Source organism: Fusibacter paucivorans (assembly GCF_018390735.1).
GTDB classification, from domain to species: Bacteria; Bacillota; Clostridia; order Peptostreptococcales; family Acidaminobacteraceae; genus Fusibacter; species Fusibacter paucivorans.
In genome coordinates this window covers 1-14,070 of sequence record NZ_JAHBCL010000009.1, presented here as the reverse complement: position 1 = coordinate 14,070, position 14,070 = coordinate 1, and the positions used below count along the sequence as shown (strand labels likewise).

At 42.5% G+C, this 14,070-nt stretch carries 10 protein-coding genes; 5 read left to right on the top strand and 5 right to left on the bottom strand.

Annotated features, from left to right (window positions below; genetic code table 11):
- Positions 1–206: 206 nt before the first annotated feature.
- From KHM83_RS06285 to KHM83_RS06275, 3 genes are all read left to right on the top strand, one after another.
- Complete coding sequence (locus KHM83_RS06285) at positions 207–1,541, top strand: pyridoxal phosphate-dependent aminotransferase (protein WP_246542908.1); 1,335 nt, start codon at positions 207–209, stop codon at positions 1,539–1,541.
- Positions 1,542–1,924: 383 nt separating this feature from the next.
- Positions 1,925–2,797, top strand: coding sequence for a MurR/RpiR family transcriptional regulator (locus tag KHM83_RS06280; RefSeq protein WP_213236082.1), 873 nt, complete (start codon positions 1,925–1,927; stop codon positions 2,795–2,797).
- Positions 2,798–2,833: 36 nt separating this feature from the next.
- Complete coding sequence (locus KHM83_RS06275) at positions 2,834–4,504, top strand: aminotransferase class V-fold PLP-dependent enzyme (RefSeq protein ID WP_213236081.1); 1,671 nt, start codon at positions 2,834–2,836, stop codon at positions 4,502–4,504.
- Positions 4,505–4,708: 204 nt separating this feature from the next.
- Here KHM83_RS06275 and KHM83_RS06270 read toward each other — a convergent pair whose 3' ends face one another.
- The 3 genes from KHM83_RS06270 to KHM83_RS06260 all read right to left on the bottom strand — a co-directional run bounded on the left by KHM83_RS06270 (position 4,709) and on the right by KHM83_RS06260 (position 7,818).
- Positions 4,709–4,972 (bottom strand): TM1266 family iron-only hydrogenase system putative regulator, encoded by a 264-nt coding sequence (locus KHM83_RS06270; protein WP_213236080.1) that lies wholly within the window; start codon positions 4,970–4,972, stop codon positions 4,709–4,711.
- 2 nt (positions 4,973–4,974) lie between these two features.
- Positions 4,975–6,231, bottom strand: coding sequence for a [FeFe] hydrogenase H-cluster maturation GTPase HydF (gene hydF, locus KHM83_RS06265; RefSeq protein ID WP_213236079.1), 1,257 nt, complete (start codon positions 6,229–6,231; stop codon positions 4,975–4,977).
- A 117-nt stretch (positions 6,232–6,348) separates the two neighbouring features.
- Complete coding sequence (locus KHM83_RS06260) at positions 6,349–7,818, bottom strand: aspartate ammonia-lyase (protein ID WP_343213124.1); 1,470 nt, start codon at positions 7,816–7,818, stop codon at positions 6,349–6,351.
- Positions 7,819–8,101: 283 nt separating this feature from the next.
- On the opposite strand from KHM83_RS06260, the gene KHM83_RS06255 reads away from it, so the two are divergent.
- Positions 8,102–10,096 carry an HD-GYP domain-containing protein gene (locus KHM83_RS06255; RefSeq protein WP_213236077.1) on the top strand — a complete coding sequence of 665 codons (1,995 nt, stop codon included), beginning with the start codon at positions 8,102–8,104 and terminating at the stop codon, positions 10,094–10,096.
- Between the two features lie 90 nt (positions 10,097–10,186).
- Here the strand turns inward: KHM83_RS06255 and KHM83_RS06250 are convergent, their stop codons facing one another.
- The gene (locus KHM83_RS06250; RefSeq protein ID WP_213236076.1) at positions 10,187–11,515 is read right to left on the bottom strand and encodes a hypothetical protein; all 1,329 of its coding nucleotides are present in this window, start codon (positions 11,513–11,515) and stop codon (positions 10,187–10,189) included.
- 39 nt (positions 11,516–11,554) lie between these two features.
- Positions 11,555–13,087 carry a histidine kinase N-terminal 7TM domain-containing diguanylate cyclase gene (locus KHM83_RS06245; protein WP_213236075.1) on the bottom strand — a complete coding sequence of 511 codons (1,533 nt, stop codon included), beginning with the start codon at positions 13,085–13,087 and terminating at the stop codon, positions 11,555–11,557.
- 202 nt (positions 13,088–13,289) lie between these two features.
- Between KHM83_RS06245 and KHM83_RS06240 the strand changes: the two genes are divergently transcribed.
- Positions 13,290–13,886: a TetR/AcrR family transcriptional regulator gene (locus KHM83_RS06240; protein WP_213236071.1), complete on the top strand. Its 597-nt coding sequence runs from the start codon at positions 13,290–13,292 to the stop codon at positions 13,884–13,886.
- The last annotated feature ends 184 nt before the right edge of the window (positions 13,887–14,070 follow it).

The following is a 14,070-nucleotide window of genomic DNA, read 5'->3' as shown; positions in this document are numbered from 1 at the left end:
GAATGGAATAAGATGAATGGTATAATTATGCAATAAATTGAACGTTTTTCACTATATATGCATTTTTGTGTGGGATTATACGTGTTTTATGCGTTTTCAACCTGTGTGTTTGTATGAAAACACATAGTGTAGAAATTGAAGATATTGCTAAATAATAGGGTGACGTTTTCATGAACCTAATATGAATAGTCATGTTGAGGAGATGTATGATGAATAAACCAATGGTTTCAAAACACTTTGAATCTAGAAAGCCTTCTGCTGTACGCGTGGCGCAAATGAAATATGAAGCGCGGGAAGTAAAACCGGAAGCTGTTATCAACGTTGGCATCGGCAATGTATCACTGCCGACGAATCCTGCGATGCAAAAGCGGCTTTTTGATCTGGGTGCCGCCGGCAGTCCTTTTGAAAATGGCGCTATCCGCTATACGACAACGGCGGGAACGGCAGAGTGTCGGGATGCTTTTAAAAATATTCTGCACTGTGAAGGCTTTGACACGGATGAGTTGTTTGTTCAAGTGACAGATGGCGGTTCGGCGGGGATGGAGCTCGTGATCGTCGGGGTATGCGGTGAGCCTGCAACCGGAGATAAGCCATTAATGATGATTGATCCCGCTTATACAAACTATATTTCTTTCTCAGAGCGAATAGGCCGAAAGACAGTGACTGTGAAGCGAACGCTGGAGGAAGACGGGAAGTTTAATCTGCCCAATATGGACGCCATTGAAGCAATGATTGAAAAACATCAGCCAGGCGCGTTGCTGGTGATTCCCTATGATAATCCCACTGGTCAACTCTATGATTATGACACGCTGGAGGCACTTGCAAAATTATGTGTCAAATATAACATGTGGATGATTAGCGATGAAGCTTATCGAGAGCTATATTATGATGATTCTAAGCCGCTCGTCAGCATATGGGGCCTTTCAGAAGCGCGCGTTCCTGGGATCAAAGGACGTAGAATCAGCATTGAAACGGCTTCGAAAGTATGGAATGCATGCGGTTTGCGCATTGGAGCAGTAATTACGGATAATGCATTGTTTCATGATAGAAGTGTTGCTGAATATACGGCAAATCTTTGTGCGAATGCGATTGGCCAATATATCTTCGGTGCGCTGGCGCACGAGAGCAAGGCGCAAATCACCAGTTGGTGCAAAGAGATGCGGGCTTATTATGGTGGACAGATTGTCAAAGTATACAATTGCCTTAAAGAAATGGAACCAGAGCTTATTGTATCAAGTCCTGATGCTTCCATTTATTCCGTGATTGATGTCAGAAATATTGTAGCATCTGGTTTTGATGCTCGAGCATTTGTACAATATTGTGCCAGCGAGGGGGCTGTTGAAATTGACGGCGTAATGACAACGCTTCTCGCTGCACCAATGAGCGGCTTTTACGATATTGCAGACGGCGAAATCAATCCCGGCAGCACACAGTTTAGAATATCGTATGTTGAAACACCTGATAAGTTGGCTCAAGTGCCGGAAGCCTTTATTAAACTGCTAAGACAGTATGAAGCAAAGCGATTGAAGGATGAAGATTAAGATTAAGATTAAGATAACACAGAGTTGATCGATACAATCTGATCTAAAATATAAAAACGCAATAACATGCTGTGTGGATAGACAATAGCTAAGATAAAAGATGATTTCATTGAATCGATGAGATCATCTTTTTTTGGTGAAAGCGAATTATTGGCTGCTATAGAATAAAAAGATAGAATTTTCGGAAAACGTATTGCTCTCTCGTGTGTTTCGATGTAAACTATAAAAAAAAGTTAATGTTTAAAACTAAAACAAAAATTAAGTTGATGTTTAAAATTTAACGATTTATCCATTTTAATCCCCAGTAATACATAAAGCAAAAGATGATGAGGTTAAAAAAACAAGGGATTAATCAATAAATACGATTTAAATTGGGAGATTTTATGACAGATTTGAACACATTGAAGGAATGCATCGTCAAATCAAAATTGACGAAAAAAGAAAGTGAGATCGCTGAATATATTCTCTACAACGTGAGTAAGGCTTGTTTTATGACTGCCAGCGATCTTGCAAAGGAACTTGATACGAGTAATACATCGGTTAATCGAATGGCAAAAGCGATCGGCTATAACTCATTTGTCGATTTGCAGAAAGAATTGCAGGACTTTGTTGCAGTTCAGGCGGAATCGACGGATAAATTTGAACTGCCGCCTGTGCAGCATATTGCTTCAGGTAAGGCAGATTCGGATTTTGAAGAAACGATTGTTAAAAAGCTGTATGAAATGACGTCATATAACTTAACGAGTATTATTGCTAAAAACAGTGCTGACAAAATAGACCGCGTTGTGGAAATGATCGCCGCATCTGAAAGACGCTATATTAACGGTATTCGAGGAACCGTTGATATCGCTAATAAATTTGCTTATCTGTTAAAACTGTTGGTGAGCAATGTCACACAAGTCGTCGGTGAAGAAGTTGACAATATTGAAAAGCTGATTGATATGACCCAGAATGACTGTATCGTGGTGTTTAGTTTTAATCGCTACCACATCTATACACGACAGTTTATTATTCTGGCAAAAGAGCGCAACGCCAAAGTTATTCTTGTAACAGATCGTGCCACGGCGCCATTTTCACAATATGCGGATGAACTGCTCATTGTGGATGTTGAAAGCATGAGCTATTTTAATTCTGATGTTGCGCCAATGTTTCTCATTGAAATTATTTGTACGAAGCTTGCACTAAAACTTGGTGACCAAGCCAAAACGCGATTAAGCATTTTGGAACCTTATATTAATCATTCGCAAATATTGTAGTTTTCAAATTTAAGCATAAGGAGAGGATGAACAAAGATGCAATGGACAGTTAATGAGTTGAGGAAAGAGGTGATTGGCAGCGAGGCGACGTTTAAAACATCTTATGGGGAACGATTCGTCACGTATGCCGATTATACGGCTTCGGGGAAAACACTGAAATTTATTGAAAAGTACATGATTACCCTTCAGGAGATGTATGCCAATTCTCATACTGAAGATAGTGAAACGGGAAAAGTAATGACCGCACTCGTTCACAAAGCTGAAGAGAAAATGAAAAAGATGCTCAATGCAGACGACTATAATATTTTTGCTGTTGGTACAGGTGCAACTGGAGCCATACACAAGCTGATTTCCATCTTCGGTCTTTATTATGCACCGGGACTTACTCGATATGTCAACATTGACAAGTCAAAAATTGAAAACCGTCCTGTCGTCTTTATCAGCTCTTATGAACATCATTCAAATGACTTGATGTGGCGAGAGAGTATTGCGGAAGTCGTCATTATTGGCTTAACACCCCTTGGCGAATTTGATCTGAAAGATTTGGAAGAAAAAGTATCTTCTCCGGCATATAAGGGCAGGCTTAAAATCGGCTCGTTTTCAGCGGCTTCCAATGTAACGGGTATAAAGTCGCCTGTGTACGAAATTGCTAAGATTATGCATGCTCACGGCGGGTATGCTTGTTTTGATTTTGCAGCCAGCGGCCCATATGTCGACATCAATATGAAAAAGGATGATGAATCCTATTTTGATGCCATTTACCTGTCAATGCATAAATTTATCGGCGGGCCTGCATCTAGCGGTCTGCTGGTGTTGAACAGCCGTCTGTATGATATTTATAATAAGCCGACGATCGCCGGCGGCGGAACCGTCGATTATGTCAGCGTATCAGGCTATGATTTTTCAAAAGTCGTCGAAGAGCGTGAAAGAGCTGGAACGCCGGGAATACTGCAAATTTTTAAGGCTTCACTGGCATTGGAAGTGAAAGAAAAAATTGGTATTGAACAAATTGAAAAGATTGAACACGACTACATTAGCCGCGTGATGTATAAGTTGATGAAAAATGATCGCGTTGAAATATTAGGCAGTAAGGACCCTTCAAAGCGAGTCAGTATCCTGTCATTCAACATTCGATATGAAGACGGTTACTTGCATCACAAGTTTATTGCCAAATTATTGAATGATCTCTTTGGCATACAGTCGAGAGCTGGCTGTGCATGTGCAGGACCTTATGGTCATGAGCTGCTGCACATTGCGTCTGAAGTTTCAAGTAAATATCGTGAAATTATCAAAAGCGGTATCAATGCTTTAAAACCGGGATGGGTCAGGGTGAATTTTCACTATGCGATGTCACCGGAGGCCGTTGATTTTATTGCAGATGCAATATTGTTTATAGCAGATAACGGTCATTTATTCCTTCAAGAATATCAGATGCACATGACTTCTGGCCTGTGGACGCATAAAGACTTTGTCGAAGATGATACCATTGTGAAGCAGTTTGGCATTGATGCCAGCATTGCAGACAGCGCATCCGATGTTTTTAAAAGCAAAGCGCTTGATCACAATGCCCTAATGAAACAATATATGGTGGAGGCAAAAGCAAAGGCAGAAAAACTTGCGAAAACATTTAATGATAACTTTGCGCAGTTTGATCAGGCGACATTAAATGACTTGAAATGGTATTATGTTGCTGCGATGACAAAATAAACAGACTAGATTTCCCTTTGCTGGAGCGCTGTTAAAGGCGTCAACTTGTCTTAGACAAAAAGAAGGCGTTGCTTATCTAATTTCTTAGATTTGCAGCGCCTTCCTATTTGAGGTCATGTATAAGAACATATTTTGAAACATATTTTGAATTGATGACATTATATGGCTGGGTTTAAACAATGAGCGCTCTGTGCCATCGTCGAATTATAGTGCAGGATAACTTTGCTTTGAAACGGCAGACTTAACGTTGACGCCTTCTAAACGGCCCAGTTTACCGGAGAGATTGCCGATGTCGTCATTCGTGCCGTCGACGATAATGGCAATTACGTTAATTTTGCGTCCGTTTGGATTGGGGAGTCCCATTCGTCCGGCAATGATGGATGCGTGTTCTGTCAGCAAGTGATTAACACGATCGATTTGTGAAGCATTTTCAATAATAATACTGATAATGCCAATGCGGTGCGTCATAACTATACCTCCTTGTATTTATCCCATGTTCGCTTTGCCATTGGGAATGGTTCCAACGCACGATCGAGAATGCCGTGTACGTAGGCGATGAGAACACCGTAGTTGACGATTGGTACTTGGTATTTAACAGCCGTTTCAATGCGATGCTGCATTGCGCGCTGATTGAGCATACAGCCGCCGCAGTGGACGACGAGTTTATAGGCTTTTAAATCATCTGTAAACGAGACGCCCGACGTATGCTCAAAAATAATCTCCTTACCTGTCAGCTGGCGAATCCATCTTGGAATTTTGACTGTGCCGATATCGTCTGATTGTTTATGATGTGTACACCCTTCGGCGATGAGCACTCTGTCGCCGTCCTGAAGATTGCGTATCGCCGCAGCTCCGGCGACGAGGCTGTTTAAATCGCCCTTATAGCGCGCGAATAAAATTGAAAATGATGTCATTGGAATGTCCGTTGGCGTGTCAGCACCGACTTTTAAAAAGGCCTGAGAATCTGTGATCACCAGTGATGGTTTTTTGCCCAGCGACGAGAGCGTCTCGCGGAGTTCGTGTTCTTTGGTGACGATAGCAATGGCGTCGCTTTCTAGAATATCTCGAATCGTTTGCTGCTGCGGCAGTATGAGACGTCCTTTTGGTGCGGCTTTGTCTATTGGTGTCACGAGAACGACGAAATCGCCCGGATGAATGAGATCGCCAACAATTTTAAATCGATCTTCATCGTGCGGCATTAAAGCAGCCAACTGCTTTTTAACTTGGTCTATGCCCTTGCCGGTATTAGCAGAAACCGGTATAAAAGGGATGTTAAAATCTCTTGAAAGCGTTTCACAGTATTGGACAATTGTTTCAGGGGGATGATCCTTCAAGAGATCTGTTTTATTGAATATGCCAATGAGGGGCAGCTTCTTTTGCTTGATTGTCTCGGTCAGCTTTTTTTCAAAGGTAAACGAAGTATCTGCATCTGTTGCATCGAGAACGATGAGTGCACAATCGGTCTTATTGAGAACATCGAGTGTTTTTTGTTCGCGCAGTGTTCCAAGTGCCGTGTCATCACTGAGACCAGCTGTGTCAATCATCATGACGGGGCCTAGCGGCAGTATTTCCATTGCTTTGTAGACGGGATCCGTCGTCGTTCCTGAAATCTCAGATACCAGTGCGATATTCTGTTCGGTAATGGCATTGATTAATGATGATTTGCCGGCATTTGTCTTGCCGAAAAAAGCAATGTGAATGCGATTGCCTTGAGGCGTTTGATTCATAAGTGATCCTTTCTGTGAAGGCTTGCGATTTAGCCTTGCTGTTAGATTATTCTGTTAGAGCTTTTAGTAGAAAAACATCGGCGATTGGTGTTATGTTTTGCAGTCATATCAAAAGTTTTAACGCTTTGGATGCGTCAAGTTTTGAACGGTGAGTCGTTCATCAATGGCTTCGTCTGAAAGCAGTGTTTCGTTGCGTAAAACGTTGCGAATATTTGCGCCGGATTCATGAGCGCGCTTGGCAATGGCACTTGCTTCATCATAGCCGAGGACATCGATAAAAGCAGCTGCAAGTGAGGTCGATTTAGCCACGGTCTCCTGACAGTGCGCACGATTGACAGACAGCGTTTCAATAACGCCCTGTGTGAATTTTTCGACTGAAGCCTCCAGTAGATCAAAAGCGGTAAACAGTTCATCGCCAATGAGGGGCAAAAAAGGATTGAGCTCAAATTGTCCGCCTGCGGCAGCGGCAGTTATGGCAACATCTGCGCCAAAAACGCGGAAGCATACTTGGTTGACCATTTCACAGAGCACCGGGTTGACTTTCCCCGGCATAATGGATGAACCCGCTTGGTGCGCTTCCAGAGATATTTCAGCGAAACCGCCTCTGGGACCGGCGTTCATGAGTCTTAGATCGTTGGCGATTTTCATTAAATTAGTGGCTAGTGCTTTTAAAAGTCCCGAGACTTCAACATAGACATCGGCATTTTGAGTGGCATCAACCAAGAGATCTGCACGAGCGATTCCGAGGCCGGTAATACGCTGTAAACGTTCTGTTACGAGATAGATAAAATCCAGAGAGGCGTTGAGTCCGGTGCCGACAGCTGTACCGCCGAGGTTTATTTCCCTTAGCCTTTCCTCAGCCTTATAGATGCGCCAGCGGTCACGGCTGATGGCGCGCGCATAGGCGCCAAAAACTTGACCAAACGTAATGGGAACGGCATCCATTAGCTGTGTTCGTCCCAACTTGATGACGTTGGCATGTTCTGTTTCTAAGCGCTGCAATGCGCTTTGAAGCTGTGCGAGCGCATCGGAAAGTTTCCGTACTTTACGGATTAGGGCGATTTTTAATGCCGTTGGATAGACATCATTGGTAGATTGACTCATATTGACGTGATTAACCGGGTGCAGACTGTCGTAGTCTCCTGCGTTTTTGTTGAGCCTTGCCAGTGCGAGATTGGCGAGGACTTCATTGACGTTCATGTTGACTGAAGTACCTGCACCGCCTTGGAGCGGGTGTGTTTGAAGTGCTTCATATATCTCCTGCTCATCAGGGTTCAACGGCAAGGATTCATTCTTTTTTTCGAAGACATCAAGTGCTTTATCGGCAGCTGAGATAATGGCAGCGCCGATGGTTGACGACAGATCACCGGTTTCAACATTGGCTTCGGCACATGCTTTTTTGACTTGGAGGATAGCGTGTATAAGACTTGGTGAGAGAGTGCGTTCCGTAAGATTAAAATTATTTCTTGCGCGATGTGTGTGAATGCCATAAAGTGCTTTTGACGGCAGAACTGCTGCGCCCAGAGCATCATTTTCTGTTCGGCAAGATTCTGACCATTCGGCCGAAGTGGTATCATTGCGTTTCACGACGAGGGGCTCCTTCCCATCATTTTTGCATAAAAAATAAACACATTCTGTCCAGAATAAATTCATGACAGTAGGGTTGCAAAAATTTGATCCGATCCTTTGGACAAATGACCTCAGGACAAGATTGTTATTTATTTAACTATATTGTATGATGGATTAGAGCCGATGTCAATCCTGAAATGTATTAAACGGTTATGATTTTGCGCTTTCGCTATGCGGCAATTGTGGTATAATTCATGTGTGAATATTATTGTGAATACTCATATTGGGGAGAATATTATCAATGTTTCAGAAAATAAAAGCTTTTATGAAGGATTTGGGACGCTATCGAGGCGAGGAAAACCGTCAGAGACTGGAACAAGTGCTGATTTCTTTCGTCATTCTTTCATCGCTCACAATTGGTGCGATTGCAAATTATTCGGTTCGGGTATTGTTTTTAGAGGAACCACAGATGTTTGTTGCATTTGAAAGTTTGATGCTGCTCGCTTTTGGGGTACTGGAAATCGCACTGTTAAAAATTAAGGAAGATCAGCTCAGACGAATTATGAGCATTATCGTCTATTGCGGGTTGTTGATTTATATGGGGGCAGCATTTTACGATTACATTGGTCCTGCAATCTGGTGTATGGCAGCCACTTTTATAGTGATGAGTCTCTTTCATGCACGCCGGGATATGCTGTTGGGCTTCATTGTTGCAACGGCGGTGCTCTACGCTTATGTGATGCGGTTTAAAAAGCCCTTCACAACCAACTGGATTTTTGAAATTGGACTGATTCTAACGATGCTTGTCTTTATGATGACAGTGTTGGCTGTGCATTATCTCATCAATGAGCGTTTGGCATTTATGAAACGTCAGTATGATACACTCTATCGAACAGAAAATCAGTTTTATTTTACGCTCAATGCTATTGGGGATGGTGTTATTACGACGGATTCTAAGGGACTGATTACCTTTATGAATCCAATTGCTGTTCAGTTGTCGGGTTGGTTGATGGATGAAATCATTGGCAAACCGTTTAACCAATATATCGTATTAGAAAGCGAATTGACGCACGAAGTACTGGAAAGTCCAGTCGATCAGGTAATCAAGAGTCAAAAAATATTGCATTTGGCCAACCACACAGTGATGTTGACCAAATCAGGTGATAAAATAGTCATTGAAGATACTGCGTCGCCGATCTTTGACGAAAATGGCAAACTGTCCGGCGTTGTTATTGTTTTCAGAGACCATCGCTACAAACAGGAGAAACAGCGTGAAATCGAATATTTAAGTTATCACGATCAGCTTTCCGGGCTGTATAATCGCCGCTATTTTGAAGATGTGCTTCGCAAACTTGACATTAATAGCGCGTGGCCGCTGGCGATTCTCTTTATTGATGTCAATGGGCTTAAGATTGTCAACGATGCCTTTGGCCATCGTGCTGGGGATGAGTTGATTACAAAGGTTGCCAATACACTTTCGCGTTATAAGCGTTCGGACGATGTTATTTCGAGAATCGGAGGCGATGAATTTGTTATTATCATGCCTCGAACAGAACAGCTTTTCATTAATCACTATACAAAACAGGTGACACAGGCGTTCAGACACGAACAAATTATGGGCATTGAAATCTCTGTATCTTTTGGATGGGATATTAAAAAGAATCAGGAACAGGATATCTTTGAATGTCTTAAACAGGCAGAAGATCGCATGTATCAAAGTAAAATATACTACGGCGGCAGTAAACGCAATGACATTATCAAATCAATTTCGTCTGCGCTGGCGATGAAGAGTGTTGAAGAAGAAGCACATTCAAAGCGCGTCGGTGAATACTGTACCAAGCTCGGACGGGTGCTCGGCTTTTCAGAGGGTGAATGTCAGAAACTTAAAGTTGCTGGAGAGTTGCACGATATTGGCAAAATAGCGATAGATGAAATCCTGCTGAATAAAAAGAGCGCCTTAACACTGACGGACTGGAATCAAATTAGGCAGCACCCTGAAACAGGTTATCGCTTGCTTAATACATCAAAAGAGTTTTACGGCATTGCAGAATATGTGCGTGCACATCATGAGTTTTGGGACGGCAGTGGGTATCCAAGTGGCTTGAAAGGGCTTGAAATACCGCTAAATGCCCGTATTATTGCCATTGCAGATGCCTATGATGCGATGACGAATGATCGCACTTTTCGAAAGGCAATGTCACATGAAGCTGCGATAGATGAATTGCTGCGGTGTGCTGGGTCACAATTTGATCCGGAACTAACGCGCGTCTTTATAGAAAAAGTGCTGCGTGTGTAATGTCAAATAAAAAACCGAGTCATCTAAAGGATGCTCGGTTTTTATATGTCAATTATTCGAAGCGCATTGAAGCCGCCATAATGATTTTTGCTAATGCAAGAAGAAGTGTACAGCAAGCGCGGCCATCGGAACGATTAATATAATTCGAAGAATGGCAATCTTGAAGATTTCAATCGGTTTTGTCAATGTATCAATGCCCATGGTTAGCAGAAAAGGTGCCATATACGTCATTTGCGTAATAAAGATAAGCTGTGCTGTGAAGCGCGCCGTTTCAGAGGCGATATTCTTGAGAACGACTGGCGGCAAAATAACATCAACGGTATTTAAGAAAAGTGCCGGTGCGATGGTGTGCGCCTCTTGAATGCCGAACAATCCCATATAAAGTGCGTAGGGCTTGGTTAACCATGTGATTAGCGGTGTTTTATAGATGAGGAACATCGAAAAAGTACCGATAACGATAATAAATGGCATAAAAGAAGTCATGTTTAAGAGCACATCGCGAAGATTCTTAAGCGGTGTATCGTGCGGTGAAAGTGCTTTAGCGGCAGCAGTGTCCATGGCATTGTTAAAAGTGCTCTTACGTATTTGACCATCGTTAGAATTGCTGGCAGGTTTTACCGCGTAATAGTGATTATCTTTTGTGGACAAAGGCGGTATTCTAATGAGCACGATACTAAGCAACAGCGCAATAAAGACAATAAGGAGATAAAAGAGCCCCCAGCGAGATGAAATGCCGTCAAGATCGCATAAGAGTATTGTCACAGGCATTGCGGGCAATGTTAGACAAGTTGTGATAAACAGCGTTTCGCGACGCGTGTAGTACCCTTTGTAGAATTGATCAGTCAAGAGCATGATTGCAACGGTAACACTGACGAATGAAGACGTTATAACGGGCATAACAGCTGCCCCGGGCAATTTGAAGATAGGACGCATCAAGGGTGTCAGGTACACTTCGATAAATTCTGCTAAGCCAAATTCACTAACCATGGGAAGCAATAATTTTGAAACCGTTAGAAAGACAAAGACTGTCGTGCACATGGTGACAACATCAGCGCTGAGATCATTGAGAAACGCGAACTGCGGGAAAAAGCTGCTTAAAACGATTAATGGCGCCAGCAGGTTAACGGCTAAACGCGTTTTGGAACAAGTAAAGGCCCGCTTAAAAAGGGGATGCTGGTCGAAATAAGGCGCCTTAAAACCAGTGACAAGTAATGCACCTAACCCGTTGATCAGTAAGAACAGTGACAAAATATGTTTGATAATCGGCTGTGTTAACGACTGTGTCGCTGAAATAATGTAAAGAAAAAGTGTTTGATCAAGCTGCGGCCATTTATAGAGGAACATAATGAGCCCTAAAAGTGTAATGCCGATAAATTTAAAACGTCCAAACGCGTTTTTGTTGGAAAGAGTTGAATCCATTTATACCTCGCTTCTCATGGGTAAGGAAATTGATTTGTGTCAATGGTTGGCAATATTGGTTTCATAGAGCATTACGCGGTTGCGATTTGCATTTTTTGCGGCATAGAGCGCCTCATCAGCACGTGCAATGATTAGTTTTAACGGTTCATTGGCATTGACGGAAATACTGATGCCGATACTGACTGTAAAGTGAATGGCATTGCCGTCTTCGGTGAAGACAACGTGATTATCAATACGCTTTCTAAAGGTATCCGCACGTTCGAAAGCATTTTCAAGTGTTTGGTCGTATAGATAGAGTGCAAATTCTTCGCCGCCGATTCTCGCGACTTCGCAATGATCGGTAAATGTCTCACGCAGCATGTCGGAAAATTGAATGAGCACGGTATCGCCATTTAAATGACCATATTGATCGTTAATCGACTTAAAGTGGTCTAAGTCGAGGACGCAGACGATTAAAGACTGGTAGCCTTCGTGTTTGTCATGAAAATAATTTAATCCAAAGCGGTTTAATAGTCCTGTTAAGCCATCTTGATAGGCGCGTTCAATTAGAAATTTCTCATACTCCTTTTGTCCGGTGACATCGGCGAGCAGCAACACGGCACCAACGATATTCTCTGATGCGATAATAGGATGATAAGTCATATCGATCATGCGATTATCGCCGCATGAGAGGTTGTAAGTTGTCATTTGCCCGGATAGTGCTGCCAGCTCGAACTGAAAACTGGCTTTGAGACAGGCGTTGATATCTTTCCCAACGGCTATTTTATCTTCCGATGCAATCAATGCAGTGGCAAAAGGATTGATATCGACGATTCGCATGCGTTTGTTGATAACGACAACGCCTTCGTGTATGACATCAAATACTTTATTATAGGCTATCGGCGCCAGATTGAAATAATCAAACCGAAAAAGACTGAAAAAGAATAAAATAGCACTTGGAATGTAGAGAACAGACATGCTGATATAAATACCGATTGATGATAGAACAGACATTTTTAAAGCGGTTACGAGAAACGTATACAGCGTGCTGATCATGAGGAGCGTTACCTGTCGCTTATAAGCAACGCCGATTTTTTGTCGAAAATCGAAAAAAAGCGCCACAGCAAGCAGTGGAATAACAAAGTTGATTCCAACGAGCATCGTATCAAATGCAGTTGCGTGCACGACGAGTTCTTTGCCGAAAATAGCATTTTCGACAATGTCGTAGCCGCTTCGCATCAAATGATGGTATCCATTGGTAAAAATCAGCAGATTGATCACTGCAGGAAAGACGAAGAGAAAACGGTGTATTTTCGAAAGTGCTCGATTCAGTGTATATTTAATGGCGAAGCTCAAGGTGAGCATCGGAACGCCAAAGACGCCTATTTGCTGAACATTTCGCCAAAAGATCATCTGCTCAATCGAGGATGCAAAAATTTCAAAATAAGCGCCGACAGACCAGATAACAGTTGCGAGCATCAGATATCCCAAGCTTATGGCGCCGGGAACTTCTCGATGTCTAAAGGCATAGTATGCAAAAAAAACGTATAGAATTGATGAACTGGCCAATAAGAGTCCTTGTAGAAATTGCATGGTCATCCTCGCTTTCATTCTACTCATTATACCGCATAAAAATGTAGGTGAGAAGCGTGGGAATCGTATAAACCATGAAGTTAACCAATTTAAAATATAATGTCGTACATTTCTATAGGGATATCATAAGAATTTCCATTTCATGTCATGCATCATTTCATTATAATGGCATCAAAACGACTGGTCGGGATAGGGGGTTGTTATGCCGAAGATTAGTGAAGAGAAGTTAAAGGCAAAACGAGATCATATTATTGCATGTGCGTTTAAAGTCTTTTCTGAAAAAGGTTATGATGCGACGACGATGGATGATATCGTAAAACTCAGCGGTGTGAGCAAAGGGGGAATCTATCATTACTTTCCAAGCAAAGAAGATGTCTTCTTTGACATTGCGGAAATTCAGCTGGCAAAGCGTCAGGCGCTCATTGCTGAACTGGCGTCAAAAAGTGATTTTGAAACATTTTTAAAAGTTTATATTAAGACGGTTATTAAAGCGTTGGATGATGAAACAGAAGTGATGAATGCTAAATTTTCATTTGAATTCTGGTCGATTGTGACTCGGGCGCCAAAACTTCAACAATATGCACAGCGACGGTTTGCGGGCTTCTATAAAGATCTTGAACAAGTTTTCTCAGATGGCGTAGACGGGGCGAAGTCACTGGATGTTTCAGCGATTGGTTATGTGCTGATTGCAACGATTGACGGCATTATTCACACACATGCCGTCATGGGGATCAAAGCATCGGATGCCGTTATTGAGTACTATACGAAAGCCATGATCAACATGGTAAAAAACAATTGAACCAATAAATGAGTAATGACAAAATACGCGACGTCATCAAAAAAGTGACAGCGCGTATTTTTTATGGTGTGCGTGCGTCCAGCAAAGCTGGACGTTGCTTGCTGGTGAAAGTCCAGCCATGGTAATCGCCAAGGAGCCATGTAGCCAGTCCCGGTGCGTCGCAGTAATGCGGGGTGCTGAGCGG